At 71.1% G+C, this 17765-nt stretch carries 16 protein-coding genes; 2 read left to right on the top strand and 14 right to left on the bottom strand.

The annotated features are described in order from the left end of the window. Window positions 1-20: 20 nt before the first annotated feature. Complete coding sequence (locus DEJ34_RS01425) at window positions 21-950, bottom strand: NADP-dependent oxidoreductase (protein WP_110825554.1); 930 nt, start codon at window positions 948-950, stop codon at window positions 21-23. 83 nt (window positions 951-1033) lie between these two features. Here DEJ34_RS01425 and DEJ34_RS01420 point away from each other — a divergent pair, with 83 nt between their 5' ends. Beyond that, window positions 1034-1543 (top strand): MarR family winged helix-turn-helix transcriptional regulator, encoded by a 510-nt coding sequence (locus DEJ34_RS01420; RefSeq protein ID WP_110825555.1) that lies wholly within the window; start codon window positions 1034-1036, stop codon window positions 1541-1543. A gap of 284 nt (window positions 1544-1827) precedes the next feature. Here the strand turns inward: DEJ34_RS01420 and DEJ34_RS01415 are convergent, their stop codons facing one another. The 8 genes from DEJ34_RS01415 to DEJ34_RS01380 form a co-directional block, all read right to left on the bottom strand. Then, window positions 1828-3015, bottom strand: coding sequence for an ROK family transcriptional regulator (locus DEJ34_RS01415; protein ID WP_110911993.1), 1188 nt, complete (start codon window positions 3013-3015; stop codon window positions 1828-1830). A gap of 69 nt (window positions 3016-3084) precedes the next feature. Beyond that, window positions 3085-3270, bottom strand: a complete 186-nt coding sequence (locus tag DEJ34_RS01410) for a hypothetical protein (RefSeq protein WP_110901944.1) — start codon at window positions 3268-3270, stop codon at window positions 3085-3087. An 8-nt stretch (window positions 3271-3278) separates the two neighbouring features. Further along, the gene (locus DEJ34_RS01405) at window positions 3279-3620 is read right to left on the bottom strand and encodes a hypothetical protein (protein WP_110911994.1); all 342 of its coding nucleotides are present in this window, start codon (window positions 3618-3620) and stop codon (window positions 3279-3281) included. A 184-nt stretch (window positions 3621-3804) separates the two neighbouring features. After that, the gene (gene yicI, locus DEJ34_RS01400) at window positions 3805-6060 is read right to left on the bottom strand and encodes an alpha-xylosidase (protein ID WP_110911995.1); all 2256 of its coding nucleotides are present in this window, start codon (window positions 6058-6060) and stop codon (window positions 3805-3807) included. Next, the gene (locus DEJ34_RS01395; protein ID WP_110825558.1) at window positions 6060-6983 is read right to left on the bottom strand and encodes a carbohydrate ABC transporter permease; all 924 of its coding nucleotides are present in this window, start codon (window positions 6981-6983) and stop codon (window positions 6060-6062) included. The genes yicI and DEJ34_RS01395 overlap by 1 nt, the downstream gene beginning before the upstream one ends. Beyond that, entirely contained in the window at window positions 6980-7882 is a 903-nt protein-coding gene (locus DEJ34_RS01390; protein WP_110891462.1) for a carbohydrate ABC transporter permease, read from the bottom strand. The genes DEJ34_RS01395 and DEJ34_RS01390 overlap by 4 nt, the downstream gene beginning before the upstream one ends. Before the next feature lie 211 nt (window positions 7883-8093). Then, window positions 8094-9398, bottom strand: a complete 1305-nt coding sequence (locus DEJ34_RS01385) for an ABC transporter substrate-binding protein (protein ID WP_110825560.1) — start codon at window positions 9396-9398, stop codon at window positions 8094-8096. Between the two features lie 90 nt (window positions 9399-9488). After that, window positions 9489-10496, bottom strand: coding sequence for a LacI family DNA-binding transcriptional regulator (locus tag DEJ34_RS01380; protein ID WP_110901936.1), 1008 nt, complete (start codon window positions 10494-10496; stop codon window positions 9489-9491). 288 nt (window positions 10497-10784) lie between these two features. Between DEJ34_RS01380 and DEJ34_RS01375 the strand changes: the two genes are divergently transcribed. Continuing rightward, window positions 10785-12686, top strand: coding sequence for an ABC transporter ATP-binding protein (locus tag DEJ34_RS01375; protein WP_110910659.1), 1902 nt, complete (start codon window positions 10785-10787; stop codon window positions 12684-12686). A 106-nt stretch (window positions 12687-12792) separates the two neighbouring features. Here the strand turns inward: DEJ34_RS01375 and DEJ34_RS01370 are convergent, their stop codons facing one another. The 5 genes from DEJ34_RS01370 to DEJ34_RS01350 all read right to left on the bottom strand — a co-directional run bounded on the left by DEJ34_RS01370 (window position 12793) and on the right by DEJ34_RS01350 (window position 17732). Continuing rightward, window positions 12793-13467 carry a hypothetical protein gene (locus DEJ34_RS01370; RefSeq protein WP_146236865.1) on the bottom strand — a complete coding sequence of 225 codons (675 nt, stop codon included), beginning with the start codon at window positions 13465-13467 and terminating at the stop codon, window positions 12793-12795. A gap of 187 nt (window positions 13468-13654) precedes the next feature. Then, entirely contained in the window at window positions 13655-14776 is a 1122-nt protein-coding gene (locus DEJ34_RS01365; RefSeq protein WP_110910771.1) for a Gfo/Idh/MocA family protein, read from the bottom strand. Then, the gene (locus DEJ34_RS01360; RefSeq protein ID WP_258368212.1) at window positions 14773-15420 is read right to left on the bottom strand and encodes a ThuA domain-containing protein; all 648 of its coding nucleotides are present in this window, start codon (window positions 15418-15420) and stop codon (window positions 14773-14775) included. The genes DEJ34_RS01365 and DEJ34_RS01360 overlap by 4 nt, the downstream gene beginning before the upstream one ends. A 98-nt stretch (window positions 15421-15518) precedes the next feature. After that, on the bottom strand, window positions 15519-16712 hold the full coding sequence (locus DEJ34_RS01355) for a Gfo/Idh/MocA family protein (RefSeq protein ID WP_110910661.1): 1194 nt from the start codon (window positions 16710-16712) through the stop codon (window positions 15519-15521). A gap of 171 nt (window positions 16713-16883) precedes the next feature. After that, window positions 16884-17732: a class I SAM-dependent methyltransferase gene (locus tag DEJ34_RS01350; RefSeq protein ID WP_110910662.1), complete on the bottom strand. Its 849-nt coding sequence runs from the start codon at window positions 17730-17732 to the stop codon at window positions 16884-16886. Between the last annotated feature and the right edge of the window lie 33 nt (window positions 17733-17765).

The raw sequence follows: 17765 nt of genomic DNA, 5'->3' as shown, positions 1-17765 counted from the left end.
CACCCCGGGGCTCGTGCGGCTCAGGGCAGGACGACCACCTTGCCGGTGATGCGCCCTGTGCTCGCCTCCGCGTGCAGGGCCGGCAGTGCGTCGAGCGGGATGCGGCGGGTGACCTCGACGTGGAGCGAGCCGTCGTCCACCATCGCGGCCAGTCGCGCCAGGCGGTCGCGGTTCGGCAGCACGAACACGACGGCGGAGCGGACCCCGCGGGTGGCGTCGTCGGGAGCGGCCATCCAGGCGGTGGTGCTCACGACCACGCCACCGTCACGGACGAGGGTGACGAGACGGGTGAACTCCTCGGGCTCGATCGGGGCGAGGTTGAGCAGGACGTCGACCGGTCCGGTGACGGCGTCGGCGAGGTCGGTCGTCGTGTGGTCGACGACCTCGTCCGCGCCCGCTGCCCGGACGGCGTCGGCGCTGCGGGGACTCGCGGTCGCGATGACGTGCACACCCCACTGCTTCGCGAGCTGGACCGCGTACTTCCCGACGACGCCACCGGCTCCGACGACGAGCAGGCGCTGCCCGGCTTCGAGTCCACCGTCGTCGACGAGTGCCTGCCACGCGGTGAGTGCCACGGACGGCAGCGCCGCGGCGTCCTCGAGCGGGATGCTCGTCGGTGCGTGCACCAGGGCCTCGGCGGGTGCGATGACGTACTCGGCAGCGCCGCCGTCGCGCTCCATCGGCAGGAACCCGATGACGGCGTCACCGACGGCGAGCCCGTCGACGCCGGAGCCCAGGGCGTCGACCGTGCCGGAGACGTCGTAGCCGGGGACGTGCGGCAGGACGACCGGGATGGGGAGGAACCCCGCTCGCATGCCGTTGTCGGCGGCGTTGAACGCGGAAGCGGCGACGCGCACGCGCACCTCGCCGGCACCGGGAGTGGGCTGCTCGACGTCGACGGTGCGGAGCACCTCGGGGCCGCCGACTTCGGAGAACTGGATGGCCTTCATGGTCGTTTCCTCTCGTTTTTGCTTCGAGTTCGAAGCACTTGCCAGGAACGTACCACTGCTTCGAACTCGAAGCAACAGGTAGGATGGAGATCGTGCCGGAGACCCCACGCCCACTGACCACCGCGGAGCTGTCCGCCTACCTGTCCTTCACCGAGGTCAGCGCGCTGCTCCGCCCCGCGGTCGAGAAGCAGCTCAAGGACGTCGGAGCGCTCAGCTACGTGCAGTTCCAGCTCCTGGCCCGACTCGGTGACGCCCCGAGCGGGAGCCGGAGCATGACCGACCTCGCCGACGGCGTCGTCTACAGCCGGAGCGGGCTGACGTACCAGGCGCAGTTGCTCGACCAGCGCGGACTCGTGTCGCGGGCCGCCTCCCCCGAGGACGAACGCCGGGTCGTCGTGTCGATCACCGACGCCGGCCGCGACGTCCTCGCCGCCGTGTTCCCCGGGCACATCGCACTCGTGCGGGAGCTCCTCTTCGCGTCACTGTCCGAGGCGGACACCGAGTCGCTCGCCCGCATCCTCGGACAGGTCGGGACGCGACTGCGCGAGGCACCTCCACGCTCCGCTGCCCCGCGGCGCCGCCGGTCCGCCTGACCCCGCGCCCGTCGGTGTCGGACGAGCCGCTCGGCGCACCCTGGGCACGGTCCAGCCGGACGGCGTAGCGTTCCCCGAGTCGCCCAGCCGGAAGGCACGCGAGGGACCCTGACCTCGCGGAGCGACGACTCGCGCCTGCCACTCCCGGAGGCACGCGCTGGCCGTGGACGCCCGCCCCTGACCCGAACTGCGGCGGGCGTCCACGGGTCCAACCCCGACCAGCGCCGATCGCGGGCGCCGCGCTCGCTCGCGCCGGGCCTGCGGTCCCATGAAGGCCGATCGGCTCAGCCGGCCGCCGGATCGGCGAGCAGTGCCGCGAAGGCCAGCTCGGCCGCTCCGCGGAACAGCACACTGCCGACGAGTTCGGCGGGCACGATCCGGAGGTCCTCCCCCATCGCCGTCATCGTCTGCTCCCGCACGGCGTCCTCGAGGCGGGTCCCGACGTGGCGCAGGAGCGTGCCGAGGAACCCGCCGAGCACGACCACGTCGGGGTTGACCGTGTGCACGACGTTGCGGATCGCGACGGCGAGTGCAGTGACCTGCCGTTCGACGACCGCGCCGAGCTCCGGCCCGGGCCCGTCGGCGAGGACCTCCCCGAGCCGGTCGGCCTCGTCGATCCCGAGCCCCGCGGCGTCGAGCAGTGCCGCCTGGGACGCCTCGGTCTCCAGGCACCCGACAGCACCGCAGTGGCACCGGATGCCGTTGGCCGCGACGAAGGTGTGCCCGAGCTCGCCCGCGTACCCGTCGGTGCCGGTCAGCGGACGGCCGCCGGTGATGATCCCGCCACCGATGCCGCTCGCGCCGCCGTTGACGTAGACGACGTCGGTGGCGCCACGGCCGGCCCCGTACAGGAACTCGGCGGTGACACCGAGGTTCGCGTCGTTCGCAGCCCGGACCGGCAGCCCGGTGCGTTCCGTCAGCGGGGCGGCGAAGGCCTCGTCCCGCCAGGCCAGGTGCGGTGCGTACCGGACCACGCCGTCGTCGACGCGCACGATGCCGGGGACGGAGACGGCGACGCCCACCACCCGCCGGCCGGCGTCCCGTTGCCGTCCCACAGCACCGGCGACGAGGTCGGTGGCGATGGTCAGTGCCTCGTCCGGAGTGGAGACGGTCGAGGTCCGGACGGTACGACGTTCGTGCTCCGTGCCGTCGAGACCGATCACGGCCAGCGTGACGGCGTCGATCTCGGGGACGATCGCGAGGGCGACGACCTCGGCGGACGCCGACACGGTCGCGCTCGGACGGCCGACGCCGGTCGCGGGCGGCGCGTCCCCCTCGACGACGAGGCCGAGCTCGACGAGTTCCCCGACGAGCGCGGCGACGGTCGACCGGTTCAGGCCGGTCTCACGGGTCAGTGCCGAGCGCGGCATCGGCCCGCCCTCGTGCACGAGCCGGAGGACCCGGGCGAGGTTGCGCCGCCGGACGACGTCCGTGGTGCGCACCGGACGGGAGGCAGTGCTCGCCTCCGTCATGTCCGCTCCGATCCGTCGTGGTCCCGTCAGCGTAGTGCGAGCCATCGGGGGCGGGAGCCGGATGGAGGTTCAGTGATGCCCGTAGAACTGGCCCGTGTCCCGGCCGCGCTGCGCTTCTCGCAGCGCGGCCGCGATCTCCTGGTCGCTCTGCTCGAAGTCGCGCGATCGGTGTCCGAAGTCGGTGAACCGCCAGATCCACACCCAGAAGACGAGCCCTCCGACCGATGCCGCACCAGTAGCGACCCACCACCACATCGGTCGGCCTAGCCGCGCGAGCCGAAGCCCGACCAGAGAAGGCACGCCCGGATCTGTGCAGGGGTGCCGTGATGCGAGATGTCCCGGCACGTGTTCGCGTTCGGATACCACCCCACGCAGCCCTGAGGGGACTCGTACTCGCAGAGCTTCCGGGGCTCCGTCGCCGTGGCTGTGGTGATCGCCATCAGCCGATCCTGCACCCCGTTCGTCGGCACGATGACCGAAGCCTTCTGTTCCTGCTTCATCGGCACGACGTCGTGAGCGGTCGCTGCCGATGAACCGAGCACGACCGCGCCGGCGAGGAGGGCGCCTCCGGCGACGACCGTAGCGACGTTCTGCAAAAGAGCCATTCCAGGTCTTCCTTCCGATCGGAGAACGACCTGATGCGCTCGTTCAGGCCGGTGATCGGAAGGTACCCCGCGCCGGTACTCCAATGCAATACATCACACTGATGGTTGTGGAACCCCGCCTCACGGACGTGACGCTGCCTCCGGGAGGCACGAGCACGTCCGCCGAGGCGGGGTCCGGCACGGGTCAGCCGGCGACGCTGACCGTGCCGACGGCGGCGTAGGCGACGTCGTAGGTCACCGCACGGCCGTCCGGCGCCGTCACCACGACCGACCGGGCACCGGCACCCGCGGAGCCCGGGAACGCCCGGAACTCGAGCGCCTCGTGGTAGTCGTGGTCCGGCCGGTCGGTGCGCGTGGACAGCGGGAGCACGGCACCCTCGCGGACCCACAGCGGCAGGGTGTCGAAGCCGTGCTGCTCACGCCGCCAGACCCCGCCGGTGACGACCTCGCCGGTGAACCAGTTCGTCCACGAGCCCGCGGGCAACCAGTACTCGACCTCGCCCGACGCGCTGAACACCGGCGCGACGAGCAGGTCCGCGCCGAGCATGTACTGCCGGTCGCAGTACGCCGCGGTCGGGTCGTCCGGGAACGCCAGGGGCATCGGACGCATGACGGGGATGCCCCGCGCCGACGCCTCGAGCCCGGCCGCGTACAGGTACGGCATCAGCCGGAGCTTCAGCTCGGTGAAGATCCGCGTGACGTCGACCGCCTCCTCGTCGAACGCCCACGGCACCCGGTACGAGCTGCTGCCGTGGAACCGGCTGTGCGACGACAGGAGTCCGAACTGGACCCAGCGCTTGAACACGGCCGGGTCGGGCGTGCCCTCGAAGCCGCCGATGTCGTGCGACCAGAACCCGAAGCCGGACAGTGCGAGCGAGAGCCCACCGCGGAGCGTCTCGGCCATCGACGGGAACGACGAGGTGTTGTCACCGCCCCAGTGCACCGGCATCTGCTGGCCGCCGGCGGTGGCGGACCGGGCGAACAGGACGGCGTCACCCTTCCCGCGGGTCTCCTCGAGCACCTCGAACACGGCCTGGTTGTACAGCTGCGTGTAGAGGTTGTGCATGCGCTCGGGGTCGCTGCCGTCGGCGTAGACGACGTCCAGGGGGATGCGCTCACCGAAGTCGGTCTTGAAGCAGTCGACGCCCTGTTCGACGAGCGCGCGGAGCTTCGACTGGTACCAGGCGGTGGCCTCGGGGTTCGTGAAGTCGACGAGGCCCATGCCGGCCTGCCAGAGGTCCCACTGCCAGACGGTGCCGTCGGGGTTCATCACGAGGTAGCCGCCCTCCACCGCCTCGTCGAACAGCGCCGACGCCTGGCCGATGTACGGGTTGATCCACACGCAGACCCGCAGGTCCTTGTCGTGCAGGCGTCCGAGCATGCCGGTGGGGTCCGGGAACACCCGGGGGTCCCACTCGAAGTCGCACCAGGTGAACTCGCGCATCCAGAAGCAGTCGAAGTGGAACACCGAGACGGGCAGCTGGCGCGCGGCCATCTCGTCGACGAACGAGGTCACGGTCGCCTCGTCGTAGTCGGTCGTGAACGAGGTCGACAGCCACAGGCCGTACGACCATGCCGGCACGTGCGCCGGCCGGCCGGTGAGCGCGGTGTAGCGCTCGAGGACGGCCTCGGGGCTGCCCCCGCCGATGACGTGGAAGACGAGGGACTCCCCCGGCACCGAGAACTGCACGCGCTCGACGGTCTCGGACCCGACCTCGAACGAGACGTGCCCGGGGTGGTCGACGAGCACGCCGTACCCGCGGTTCGTCAGGTAGAACGGCACGTTCTTGTACGCCTGTTCGCTCGACGTGCCGCCGTCGGCGTTCCAGATGTCGACGGTCTGCCCGTTCTTCACGAGGGGCCCGAAGCGCTCGCCGAGGCCGTAGACGAGCTCCCCGACGCCGAGGTCGAGCTGCGCGTGCACGAACGTGTCCGAGGCGGGGGCGTCCGCGCCCTGGACCCGGGCGTTGCCGACGACCCCGCGCGACACCTCGGCGCCGGGCTCGAGCGTGACGTACCCGAGCGACTTGTGCCCGGAGCCGGTCAGCACCCGCCCCTCGGACAGGAACCGGAGGTCCCACGGGGCTCCGGGCGTGACGACGGCCGACAGGTCGCCGGAGGTGAGGGTCCCGACGCCGTCCTCCACCGTGACGGAGCCGTGCCCCGCCTCCTGGCCGACCAGGTCGAACGACAGCTCGGGTCGGCGGCCGCGGTGGTGCTCGACGCGGACGGTGACCACGCCCTCCATGGGGCTGGACAGTGAGACGGTGAGGGTCGGACGGTTGAGGGTGTCGCCCCGCGACGCGATGACCTTGGTCGGCGCCGTGACGACCAGGCGGTCGCCCTCGGGCGACTGCCGTGCGTCGATGTCGTACGCCTCGGCGGCGTACACGGGGTGGACTCCGGGCCTGAGCTGCCAGAACCCGTCGGTGAACTTCATTACTTGACCGCTCCTGCCGTGATGCCGCGCGCGAGCGTGCGCTGGAAGATGAGGAAGAACACGAGCGTCGGGATGAGCCCGAGCAGGGCCGAGGCGCTCGTGGTCGTGACGTCCATGAGCCGGTCGCCCTGCAGCAGGGAGATCGCGACGGGGACCGTCTGGTTGTCGTTGCTGACCAGGAAGGTCAGCGGGATGAGGAACTCGTTCCACGTCCAGATGAAGAAGAAGATGAGCAGGACCGACAGGGTCGGGCGGCTGATCGGGACGATGACCCGCCAGAGCACCCGCCAGCGACCCGCGCCGTCGAGCGCCGCGGCCTCGAGGATCTCCTTCGGGAAGGTGCCGTAGACGCTCGACAGCAGGTAGGTGCCGAACGCGGACTGGATCACCGTGAAGACGATGATGACGCTCCACACGTTGTCGTACAGCCCGATGCCCTTGAACATCATGTAGAGCGGGTAGAGCAGCACCTCCTGCGGCAGCATGTTCGCGAGCATGAACAGCACCACGATCCAGGTGCGGTAGCGGACCCGGCCGATGCCGATCGCGAACGCGTTGAGGATCGAGATGAGCACCGCGAGCAGCGCCACCATGCCGCTGATGAACACGCTGTTCCAGAGCTTCAGCGGGAAGTCGACCCGGTTCCAGAACGTCGTGATGCCGTCGAAGGACAGCTGGGACGGCCAGGCGAGCGGCCCGCCGGCCGCGTAGTCCGCGGGCGTCTTGAACGAGTTGAGCAGGATGAGCAGGAACGGCGCGGCGATGAGCACCGCGATGACGACCCCGCCGGCGAGCACGACCCAGTCGGCGGGCCGCTTGACCCCGCCTTCGCCCGGCCGCTTGCGCGGCTTCGTCGTTGGCCGGGAGGCCCGTCCTGCGTCCGCGGTCACGGTCGCCCTGGTGTCGGGTGCGGACACGGTCATCGTGCCTCCTCCTTGCGTTCGGCCCGGTTCTGGGCGGCGATGAACCCGATGGCGACGATGACGATGACGACCGTCAGGGCGGTGGCGATGGTCGCGCCGTAGCCGACCTGCTGCGCCTGGAAGAACTGGCTGTACGAGTAGTAGCTCGGCACGATGGTCGCGTTGCCCGGGCCGCCGCCGGTCAGGGCGTAGACGGGGCCGAACACCTTGAGCGCCGCGATCGTGCAGGTGAGCACGACGACGAAGATCTCGGGCCGGATGATGTGGACGGTGATGGAGCGGAAGCGCTGGAACCAGTTCGCGCCGTCGAGTTCCGCGGCTTCGTAGAGCTCGGGGTCGACGCGCTGCAGGGCGGCCATGAACACGACGACCGGGTACCCGATCTGCACCCACACGAGCACGACCGCGACCGAGAGCAGTGCGGTGTCCGGGCTGCCGAGCCAGTTGTGCTGCAGACCGTCGAGTCCGACCGCGCCGAGCACCGCGTTGAGGGCGCCGTTCTCGGGGCGGAGGATCCACCCGATGACGATCGCGGCGATGACGGCCGGCAGGATCTGCGGGAGGTAGTAGGTGGCGCGGAGGAAGCTCGCGAGCTTGCCGCCGAACTTCTTGCCGATGACGTCGAACAGCGCGGCTGCGAGGACGAGGCCGAGGCTGGTCGGCACGATCACCATCGCGAGGATCATCACGATGCTGTTCCGGAACGAGATCCAGAACTGGCCGTCCGCCATGAGCCGGCGCCAGTTGTCGAGGCCGGTGAACTGCGGCGGCAGGATCCCGCGGTAGTTCGTGAACGACAGGTACACGTTCCAGCCGAGCGGCACGAGGATGATCGCCGCCAGGAGCACGAAGCCGGGCAGCAGGTAGAACCAGTAGCTGCCGCGGCCGGAGGCGGGCATGATCGCGCCGTCGTCGCGGCGGCGGGGGCGGGGGACGCGGCCGCGGAGCGGCGCGAGAGGAGGACTGGACGCCATCGTCGGGCTTCCCTTCCGGGGAGGTGGGGGTCGTGCGGGGGTGAGGGGGCCGGGGGGCGCGGTGCGGGTCGGGCCGGCACCGCGCCTCCAGGCTGGTGGTCGCGTCAGCGACCGTGGTGGTCCGAAGACCCGCGGGTCAGCCGGTGACGGCCTTCACGCCGTCGGCGTACTGCTGGCCGAGTTCCTCGTTGACCTGCTTGGGCGAGCTGCTGCCGTTCAGGACGCTCTGCAGACCGGCGTTCAGCTGGTCGTAGAAGGTCGAGGTGGGCCAGTCGGGGTAGAACGCCAGGCCGTCACGCTCGGTGAGCGTGTTGAAGTTGGCGATGAGTTCCTTGCTCTTCTCGTCCGTGATGTCGGACTCGGTCGCCGCGACCGGGACGCCACCGTTGTTGCCGATGATCGCCTGCATCTCCGGACGGAGCGTGATGTCGATGAACTCCTCGGCGAGCGTCTTGTTCTTCGCCTTGGTCGGGACGACCCAGAGGTTGCCCGACGAGCCGGGCGACATCTCGGCGCCGGGGTAGAGGAACGTGCCCCAGTCCTGCTTCATCTCGGTGCCGAAGCGGCCGTACCACCACGAGCCGGAGAAGAACATCGGGTACTTGCCGCTGATGAAGGCGGTGCCCGCGTCCTCCGCCTTCATGCCGGTGGCGTCGGCGGAGATGTAGCCCTTGTCGGTCCAGTCCTTGATCGTCTTCGTGGCGTAGCTGATCTGCTCGTCCGAGAAGTCGACGGGGTTCTTGTACAGCTGGTAGTCGTCGACCCAGTCCCGGTCGGCCTTGGTCAGCGCGAGCTGGTACCAGAGCTGGCCGAGCGGGTACTCCGCCGCGGACTCGGCGAGCGGCGTGACGCCCTTCGACTCGAAGGTCGCCATGGCCTTCTCGAGGTCGGCCTCGGTCTTCGGGACCTCGACGCCGTACTCCTCGAAGAGCTCCTTGTTGTAGTAGAACTCGACGTACTCGCCGTAGTCGGGCACGCCGTACCAGGAGCCCGAGCCCATCACGCCCTTCTCGTCGTACCGAGCCGTTGTCTGCAACGACTTGGCGAGCTTGTCGTCCCAGCCGTACTTCTCCACGGCGTCGTCGAGCGGGCTGAGCAGGCCCTGGCTGGCGAGCAGGCCAGCCGTGGCGTTGCCCTTGTTGTACTCGATCAGGTCCGGGGCCTGGTCGGAGTTGAGCGACTGGCTGGCCGTCTTCCGGATCTGCTCGAAGCTCTTCTCCTGGAACTCGACCTTCGCGCCGGTCTCCTTCTCGAAGACCTTGATCGACTCCTTCCAGGCCTTGCCCATGGCGGAGTCCTCGGACTCGAAGTGCCAGAGCTTCAGGGTCTTGCCGTCCTCGTTGCTGCGGTCGTCGGCGCTCCCGCCGGCGGAACAGCCGGTGAGGACGACGGCGGTCGCGGCGAGCCCGGCGAGTGCGCCGAGCAGGCGTGACTTCTTCATGTCGCTACTTCCTTGTAGGGGGATGGGGCTGGTTCGGTTGTCGAAGCGCTTCGACGACGGACCGTCGAGAGCGCCCTTGAGCGGTGCCGGTCAGTGCACCGGTCGGATGGACCCGCGGTCGATGAACCGCGGTCGGAGGAGCGTGACGCCCGGTTCACGGGCACCGTCGACCTGACGGACGGCGCCCTCCACGGCACCGCGACACATCTCCTCGAGCGGGAGGGGGATGGTGGACAGGGGGACCTCGAGCACGTCGGTGTCGTAGCTCGCGCACGCGGCGAGGACGGACACGTCCTCCGGGACGCGGACACCCCGGGACACGAGGTGGGCGAGGACGGCCTCGACGACGGGCTCGTTGCAGTGGAACACGAGCGCCGTCATGTCCGGCAGACCGGCGAGCAGCTCGTCCGCCGCACGGCGCTGGTCGGCGCGGTCGAGGGACGGGTACAGCGCCAGCGTGGCGACGCCGGCGGCGCGGCACTCGTCCTCGAAGGCGTCGGCGAAGCGGCGGATGAAGCCGGTGTGCCGTTCGACGTACGTGGCCGGGTGCCCGATGACCCCGATGCTGCGGTGCCCGGCGGCGGCGAGCTGCCGGACGGATGCCCGTCCGGCCTCGGCGAAGTCCAGGTCGATGCACGTCAGCCCGGTGGTGTCGCCCGGGACACCCACGAACGAGGCCGCAGCGCCGGATCGGCGGACGACCTCGGCGCGCTCGTCGTCCGTGGACACCCCGAGCACGACCACGCCGTCCACCAACGAGCTGTCCACCACGCGGCGGATGCCGGTGACCTCGTCGTCGCGGGCGAGCAGGAGCACGTCGTCGTCGTGCGCCCGGGCGGCCTCGACCACCGCGGTGACGAAGCGCATGTGCGTCGGCAGGTGCGCGTCCTCCCGGATCGGGGCGGACAGCGCGAGGATGTTCGTCCGGGCCCCGGCGAGCATCCGGGCGCCGGCGTTCGGACGGTAGTCGAGCTCGGCGACGGCCTGGTCGATGCGGGCCCGGGTGGTGGCGGAGATCGCGCGCTTGCCGGAGAGGGCGTAGGAGACGGTCGAGATCGACACGCCTGCGGCCTTCGCCACCTCGTGGATCGTCACCATCTGCGCACCTCCTCGTGCCGGTCGTCGTCGTTCGCGGTCGGCCGTCGAAGGGCTTGTGAAGCGCTTCGACGAGCTCGCGACGGCGACGCTAACAGTGTCGAAGCGCTTCGCGCAAGCACTCGTCAGCCCCGCGGACGGATGGAGCGCGCCACGGGGCCGCGGACTCGTGGGCTGCGTGCTCCTGCCGCCCGCGCCGTATCCTGACTGCGTGCTCGCCGCCGCTGGGGAGGCCCCGAGCTCGGGTGACCCCGACCCGTTCGTCGGCCTGTCGCCACGGAGGGAACTGCCATGAGCATGGAGAGCGCGGCCTGGAGCTCGCTGTACAAGATGTCGACCGCCAAGAACGGCGAACACGGCTTCTCGCGTGAGTCGGTGCGGCGGATCCTGACGTTCGCCGTGCCCTACCGGGCCAAGCTCGTCGTCTTCATCGCCCTCTCCGTCGTGGGAGCCGTGCTCGCCGTGGCGACGCCGGTGCTCGCCGGCCGGGTGGTCGACGTCATCGTCGCCCGGGGCGCGGTCGCCACGATCGTCTGGCTCGCCGTCGTCATCGCGCTCGTGGCGGTGGGCGACGCCGTCGTGTCGCTCGTGACGCGCTGGTACTCGGCGCGGATCGGCGAAGGCGTGATCCTGGACCTCAGGACCGCCGTCTTCGACCACGTGCAGAAGATGCCGATCGCGTTCTTCACGCGCACCCGCACCGGGGCCCTCGTGAGTCGCCTGAACAACGACGTGATCGGCGCGCAGCAGGCCTTCAGCGGCACGCTCTCCGGCGTGGTCACGAACCTCGTGGCACTGGTCCTCACCCTGTCCGTCATGCTCAGCACGTCCTGGCTCGTGACGGTGCTCGCGGTGGTCATGCTCCCGGTCTTCCTGATCCCCGCGCGCCGCATGGGCAGCCGCCTGGCCGCGTTGCGCCGGGAGGCCGCCGACCACAACTCCGCGATGAGCACGCAGATGACCGAGCGGTTCTCGGCACCCGGTGCCACGCTCGTCAAGCTGTTCGGCCGCCCCGACGAGGAGTCCGAGGAGTTCCGCGTGCGCGCCGCCCGTGTCCGCGACATCGGGGTCCGGACCGCGATGCTGCAGTTCGTCTTCGTCACCGCGCTGACGCTCGTGTCCGCCCTCGCCCTCGCCCTCGTGTACGGGCTCGGTGGCTTCCTGGCGCTCGCCGGCCAGCTCGACACCGGCGCGGTGGTCACCCTGGCGCTCCTCCTCACCCGTCTGTACGTGCCGCTGACCAGTCTCGCGAACGCTCGGGTCGAGATCATGAGCGCGGTGGTGAGCTTCGAGCGGGTCTTCGAGGTCCTCGACCTCGAACCGCTCATCCGCGAGAAGCCCGACGCGGTCACCGTCCCCGACGGTCCCGTGGCCGTCGAGTTCGACGACGTCCACTTCGCCTACCCGTCCGCCGACAAGGTGTCCCTCGCCTCCCTCGAGGAGGTCTCCACGCTGGACACCCGTGGCGGCGAGGAGGTGCTGCACGGCGTGTCCTTCCGGATCGAGCCCGGACAGACCGTCGCCCTCGTCGGGACCTCCGGTGCCGGCAAGTCCACGATCGCGCAGCTCCTCGCGCGCCTGTACGACGTCGACAGCGGCGCCGTCCGGCTGGGCGGGACCGACGTCCGCGACGTCACGTTCGCCTCCATGCGGCACACCCTGGGCATGGTGACCCAGGACGGTCACCTCTTCCACGAGACCATCGGCGCCAACCTGCGTCTGGCGCGGCCGGAGGCGTCCGACGACGAGGTGTGGGACGCCGTCCGCCGAGCGCGGCTCGAGCCGCTCATCCGGTCCCTGCCGGACCAGCTGGACACGATGGTGGGCGAGCGTGGGTACCGGCTGTCCGGGGGTGAGCGCCAGCGGATGACCATCGCCAGGCTCCTGCTCGCCCGACCGCGCGTCGTGATCCTCGACGAGGCGACGGCCGCGCTGGACTCCACGTCCGAGGCCGCGGTGCAGGCCGCGCTCAGCGAGGCGCTCGACGGCCGGACCGCGATGGTGATCGCGCACCGCCTCTCCACCATCCGCAGCGCCGACATGATCCTCGTCGTCGAGGACGGCTCCGTCGTGGAGCGCGGGACGCACGAGGAACTGCTGGCGGCGCGTGGACGGTACGAGGAGCTGCACCGGACCCAGTTCGCGGTGCAGGAGGACGTCGCGGCGGAACCGCAGGCGGCGAACCCGACCTGATCGCCGTCCGTCGCGGAACGCTTCCCGGGACGGCAGCGGATCAGCGGAGGAGGAGCGAGCGGCGGGGAACGGGGCAGGTGGCCATCAGCTCGTCGACTCGACTGTGCTAGCGCAGCCAACTCTCGAGGCCTTGGTCGACGTAGCCCGCCAACGCGAGGAGAACTGCGTGCGCTTCGCCGAGCGGAAGACGCACGACGGAGCCATCAGCGTTCTTCTCCCCGGGCAACGGGACGCCCCAGATGATGTGCTCGTGGTGGGCGATCCTGTTCCGGAGAGCCTGCACGCGGCGTGCTGCTGTCTCGACCAGCGCACGGTCAACGGCTCCGACGTTCGGGAAGGCGTGTCGCAGGGCAGGCTTCCACAGCGTCGTGTCGTAGATCCGGCGCTGCCGGTCCGGACCTTCGCCCTGCCAGGTGCCGCGTCCCAGGATCTTCACCCAGAAGCCGAACATCAGCGTCGACACGAGCTTCCCGTGCACGACCTCGTCGGGTTGGGCCAAACGGCCGAGTCGAGCCACTCGCCATGCGTCCTTCACGAGTCTGAGCGTGTCGTCGTCGAGGATGTCGGTCCGGCTGTACCAGCGCAGTCCGTGCGCGGTGGCGAGTTCCCGGGCCATGGCGGATCGCATGGCGACCTCCAGCGTGCCGAGGTCGTCGAACATCGCCAACCCGACCGACGCTGCCCATCGGTACAACTCGATGGGGTCGGCATCGGTGCCGTGGCACGCCATCTCGTACGGCGCCAGCCTCGGCGCCGGAACCGTTGCCTTCAGTCGTCGCATGGGCCTCCTCAGTTGCACAGCAGACTCCGGCGACCTAACCTAGCCACACAGCCCCCGGCGCAGCGCACGCAAGTGTGACGGCCGGGGTTCCTCATTTCTGCACACCCGCACCCGCCGGAGGCGGACGGGCAGGTCGTCCTCCGCGCTGGGCGACTGCGTGCGCGGGCGCACCCCCGTGGAGTGTCGCTCAGCGCGGCGCGCGGTGCGACGCGGCCCGTCCGCCTGGCTCCGTGAGCGGGACCGGTGCCGGCCGGGAGGCACGGCTCGCGACGTCGACGACCGCGTGCGTCCGCCCCGCGGTCGCGACGGACTCCATGACGTCGAGCACGTGGAACGCCAGCGCACCGGAGGCCCGGTGCTCCTCCCCCGACGCGATCGCCCGCGCCATGTCCGCCAGGCCCACACCGCGACCGGCGTCCCGGTGGCCCGCGAGTTCCGGCAGCTCCCGGAACGTCCGGTCCTCGGCCGTGGCGATCCTGGTCGGGTCCGAGAACCGGTTCGGGTCGGCGACCGACAGCGAGCCGGCGGTGCCGTGCACCTCGAACAGCGGTGCCTCGGTCGCCCAGACCTCGAACGACACCGTCATCGTGGAGACGACCCCGCCCTCGTGCTCCAGGACCGCGACGACGTGGGTGTCGACGTCGACCGGCAGGACCCGGCCGGCGTCCGGGCCGGTGGCGACCGTGCGCTCCCGGGTCGACCGGGTCGTGCTGCCGCTGACCCGCACCACGGAGCCGAAGAACGTGACGAGGCTCGTCAGGTAGTACGGGCCCATGTCGAGCAGCGGTCCGCCGCCCGGCTGGTAGTAGAAGCCGGGTGCGGGGTGCCAGAGCTCGTGGCCGGGCGCACTCCACGACACCGCCGCCCCGACCGGCGTGCCGATGCGCCCCTCGTCGAGCGCGGCACGGGCGGTCTGGACGCCGGTGCCGAGGACGGTGTCCGGCGCGCTGCCGACCCGCAGGCCCGCGGCCTCGGCGGCGGCGAGGACCGGAGCTGCCTCGGCGGTGCTCAGTGCGAGCGGCTTCTCCCCGTAGACGTGCTTGCCGGCGGCGAGCGCCCGGAGCGCCACGTCGGCGTGCGCGGCCGGGATCGTCAGGTTCAGCACGACGTCGACGTCATCGGACGCGAGCAGCTCGTCGACCCCGAGCGCCTGCACGCCCTGCTCGGCAGCGACCGCAGCCGCTCGTTCGCTGTCGAGGTCGGCGACCGCGGTGAGCCGGAGGTCGGGCAGCGACGGGAACTGCTCGAGGTACTGGCGGCTGATGGTGCCGACGCCGACCATGCCGACGCGGAGGGGTGTGGCGCTCATCGGGCGGCCCACAGCAGACCGCGCTCGATGATCGTGCGGACCGGCTGCGACTCGACGATCTCGATGCGGTGCCCGGGTGCCGAGACGAAGACCCGCCCCTTCCCCCACTGCCGTGTCCAGATGGCCGGCGAGGTCACCGGACGGTTCCAGGCGTCCCAGCTCCGGGCCTCCTGGGTGGTGGTCGCGAGGACGTCGTCGTACTCGTCGCTGAGCACCCAGTACTGCTCGCTGACCAGGTCGAAGTCGTCGATGCCCTGCGTGATCGGGTGCTCGCGACCGAGGTCGGTGATGTGCACGGTGTACGGGATGTAGTTGTCCGACTGCTCACCCACCCGCTCGGACGGGTGCTTGCCCGCGTGGTGGGCGAACTGGCCGCCGATCATGTGGAGGTAGTCGGCGTTCGCCCGGTACGAGTCCGCGATGCCGCCGTGCCACCCCGCCATGCCGGTGCCGGCGAGGACCGCCCGCTGCAGCCCGGCGAACTCCTCGTCGGCGATCGTCGACATCGTGTTCACCTGCACGACCAGGTCGGTGGCGTCCATGACCGCCTGGTCGGCATACACCGCGGTGCCCTCCTCGACGCGGACGCCGAAGCCGTTGTCGCGGAGGAACGGGATGAAGAGCTCGGTGGTCTCGACGGGCATGTGCCCGTCCCAGCCGCCGCGGACGACGAGTGCCTGGCGTTGCACGTTGGGTGCTCCTTGCGGATCGGGGGAAGGGTCGGTCATCGGGTGGGGGCGGGTCATCGGGCCGTGACGGGGGTCCACGCGCTGCCGTCGGTGGCGCTCCGCTGCACGGCATCGAGGACGTCCTGCACGTGCAGCCCGACGGCGAAGGACGGTTCGGGCTGCTGCCCGGTGGTGATCGCGGTCACGAAGTCGACGACCTCGTGCACGAAGGTGTGCTCGTACCCGATCGTGTGTCCGGTCGGCCACCAGTTCGCCATGTACGGGTGCTCGGGCTCGGTGACGAGCACCCGCCGGAAGCCCTGCTCCCCGGCGGGTGCGGTCGCGTCGTACACGCGGAGCTCGTTCATCGCCTCGAGGTCGAACACGATCGCGCCCGTGGACCCGCTGATCTCGATCGTCAGGCCGTTCTTCCGCCCCGTCGCGTACCGGGTGGCCTCGAACGAGGCGACGGTCCCGCCCGGCCGCGCCGCGCCTCCCGTCAGTCGGCCGAGGAACCAGGCGGCGTCGTCGACGGTGACCTGTCCGCGCTCCTCGGAGGCGGTGCCGGACAGGCCGACGCCGTCCGCGAGCAGCGGTCGCTCGTGCACGAAGGTCTCGAGCGTCCCACTCACCGCGCCGAGGGTCGCACCGGTGATGTGTTCGACCAGGTCCACGGCGTGCGCGCCGATGTCCCCGAGCGAGCCGGACCCGGCGAGCGCGGCGTCCAACCGCCACGTCATCGGCCCGTCCGCGTCGGTGAGCCAGTCCTGCAGGTACAGCGCCCGCGCCTGACGGACCTCGCCGATCCGGCCGGCCTGCACGAGCCGGCGGGCGAACGCGAGCGCGGGGACCCGGCGGTAGCTGAAGCCGACCATCGAGCGCACCCCGCGTCCCGCGGCGGACTCCGCGGCGGCGACCATGGCCTCCGCCTCGGCGACGGTGTTGGCGAGGGGCTTCTCGCACAGGACGTGCTTGCCGGCCTCGAGGGCCGCGATCGCGACCTCGACGTGCGACGACCCGGGCGAGCAGACGTCGACGACGTCGATGTCCGGGTCCTCGACCACGCGCCGCCAGTCCGTCTCCGCGCGCTGCCAGCCGAAGCGGGCACGGGCGGCCTCGGTGCGCTCCGGGTCGCGCCCGACGACGACCGTCATCTCGGGCTCGCGGTCGAGCGGGAAGAACCGCGGCGCCACCCGCCACGCCTGCGAGTGCGCGGCCCCCATGAAGCCGTGGCCGATCATCGCGACCCGCAACCGGTCGTCCGTCATCGCATGCTCCCTCGCATCGTGCGTCCGCCGTCGACGGTAGGGACCGCGGGTGGCCGGGACAAGCCGGACGACAGGATCGGAAAACTTTCGTGGCACGGTCGCGCAGGGCGCGCCGGTCACGGGCGCTCCGCGGGTGAGGCACCGCGGCCTGCAGCGCTCCCCGTCGCCGGGTCAGCCGCGGGTGGCGACGATCGTGTAGGTGGTCGGGATGCGGTCGCGGTCCTGCTCCGGCCACGTCCACGATCCGTCGCCGGTCTCCTCCATGCGGGAGCTGAAACGCCACGGCAGGGTCCGGCCCTCGTCGAGTCGACGGAGCCGGAGTCCTGCGCCGAGCAGGGCGTTCACGATCTCGGACAGCGGGTGCGGCCACTCGTACGTGCGGGGCTGCGACACGGTCCCGTCGCCGGCGTAGGTGGTCGCGTCCTCCCACTGCTGGGCGGTCCCGTCCGGGAAGTACCGGTGGCGGGTGACGAGCTCGTCGGCGTCCTCGTCCAGGGCGTACAGCGCCGGGTGGCCGTCGCGGATGAAGAACACCCCGCCGGGTCGCAGGAGTGCAGCCACCTGGGCGGCCCACCGGTCCAGGTCGGCCAGCCAGCAGATCGTGCCGATGCTCGTGTAGACGACGTCGAAGTCACCGGTCACCGCGGCGCGGGCGTCGAGGACGTCGGACTCGACCCACGTGACGTCGACCCCGGACCGCTCGGCCAGCACCGCCGCCGACACGAGCGCCGGGTGCGAGAAGTCGACGCCGGTCACGCGCGCTCCCTCCCGCGCGAGCGAGACGGTGTCGGTGCCGATGTGGCACTGCAGGTGGCAGACGTACAGGCCGTCGAGGGACCGGCCGGGGAGCCAGGGCGTGAGCGCCGGCAGGTCCTCGCGGACGACGACCGACCGGTGGGCCGGGTCGGCGAAGGCGTCGCGCGCGTAGGCGCCCTCGTGGATCGGCACCCGGTCGTCCCAGTTCGCGCGGTTCGTGTCGCGGGCGTGCTCCCAGTCGACGTCGACGTGGTCCATGCTCATGCGCCCGACCCTACCGAGCAGGGCGGTCGCTCT

It is taken from the genome of Curtobacterium sp. MCPF17_050 (assembly GCF_003224435.2).
Taxonomy (GTDB): Bacteria; Actinomycetota; Actinomycetes; order Actinomycetales; family Microbacteriaceae; genus Curtobacterium.
The sequence above is the reverse complement of the archived record's forward strand: the minus strand, read 5'-3'. Positions and strand labels throughout refer to the sequence as shown.

Bases quoted from the DNA above. Each gene is read 5' to 3' on its own strand.
- DEJ34_RS01380 (WP_110901936.1), bottom strand. From the start codon at position 10,496: ATGGTGACGATCCACGAGGTGGCGAAGGCCGCAGGCGTGTCGATCTCG.
- DEJ34_RS01355 (WP_110910661.1), bottom strand. From the start codon at position 16,712: ATGACGGACGACCGGTTGCGGGTCGCGATGATCGGCCACGGCTTCATG.
- yicI (WP_110911995.1), bottom strand. From the start codon at position 6,060: ATGAAGTTCACCGACGGGTTCTGGCAGCTCAGGCCCGGAGTCCACCCC.
- DEJ34_RS01405 (WP_110911994.1), bottom strand. From the start codon at position 3,620: ATGGCTCTTTTGCAGAACGTCGCTACGGTCGTCGCCGGAGGCGCCCTC.
- DEJ34_RS01365 (WP_110910771.1), bottom strand. From the start codon at position 14,776: ATGAGCGCCACACCCCTCCGCGTCGGCATGGTCGGCGTCGGCACCATC.
- DEJ34_RS01375 (WP_110910659.1), top strand. From the start codon at position 10,785: ATGAGCATGGAGAGCGCGGCCTGGAGCTCGCTGTACAAGATGTCGACC.
- DEJ34_RS01420 (WP_110825555.1), top strand. From the start codon at position 1,034: ATGGAGATCGTGCCGGAGACCCCACGCCCACTGACCACCGCGGAGCTG.
- DEJ34_RS01425 (WP_110825554.1), bottom strand. From the start codon at position 950: ATGAAGGCCATCCAGTTCTCCGAAGTCGGCGGCCCCGAGGTGCTCCGC.
- DEJ34_RS01415 (WP_110911993.1), bottom strand. From the start codon at position 3,015: ATGACGGAGGCGAGCACTGCCTCCCGTCCGGTGCGCACCACGGACGTC.
- DEJ34_RS01350 (WP_110910662.1), bottom strand. From the start codon at position 17,732: ATGAGCATGGACCACGTCGACGTCGACTGGGAGCACGCCCGCGACACG.
- DEJ34_RS01370 (WP_146236865.1), bottom strand. From the start codon at position 13,467: ATGCGACGACTGAAGGCAACGGTTCCGGCGCCGAGGCTGGCGCCGTAC.
- DEJ34_RS01390 (WP_110891462.1), bottom strand. From the start codon at position 7,882: ATGCCCGCCTCCGGCCGCGGCAGCTACTGGTTCTACCTGCTGCCCGGC.
- DEJ34_RS01395 (WP_110825558.1), bottom strand. From the start codon at position 6,983: ATGACCGTGTCCGCACCCGACACCAGGGCGACCGTGACCGCGGACGCA.
- DEJ34_RS01385 (WP_110825560.1), bottom strand. From the start codon at position 9,398: ATGAAGAAGTCACGCCTGCTCGGCGCACTCGCCGGGCTCGCCGCGACC.
- DEJ34_RS01410 (WP_110901944.1), bottom strand. From the start codon at position 3,270: ATGTGGTGGTGGGTCGCTACTGGTGCGGCATCGGTCGGAGGGCTCGTC.
- DEJ34_RS01360 (WP_258368212.1), bottom strand. From the start codon at position 15,420: ATGCCCGTCGAGACCACCGAGCTCTTCATCCCGTTCCTCCGCGACAAC.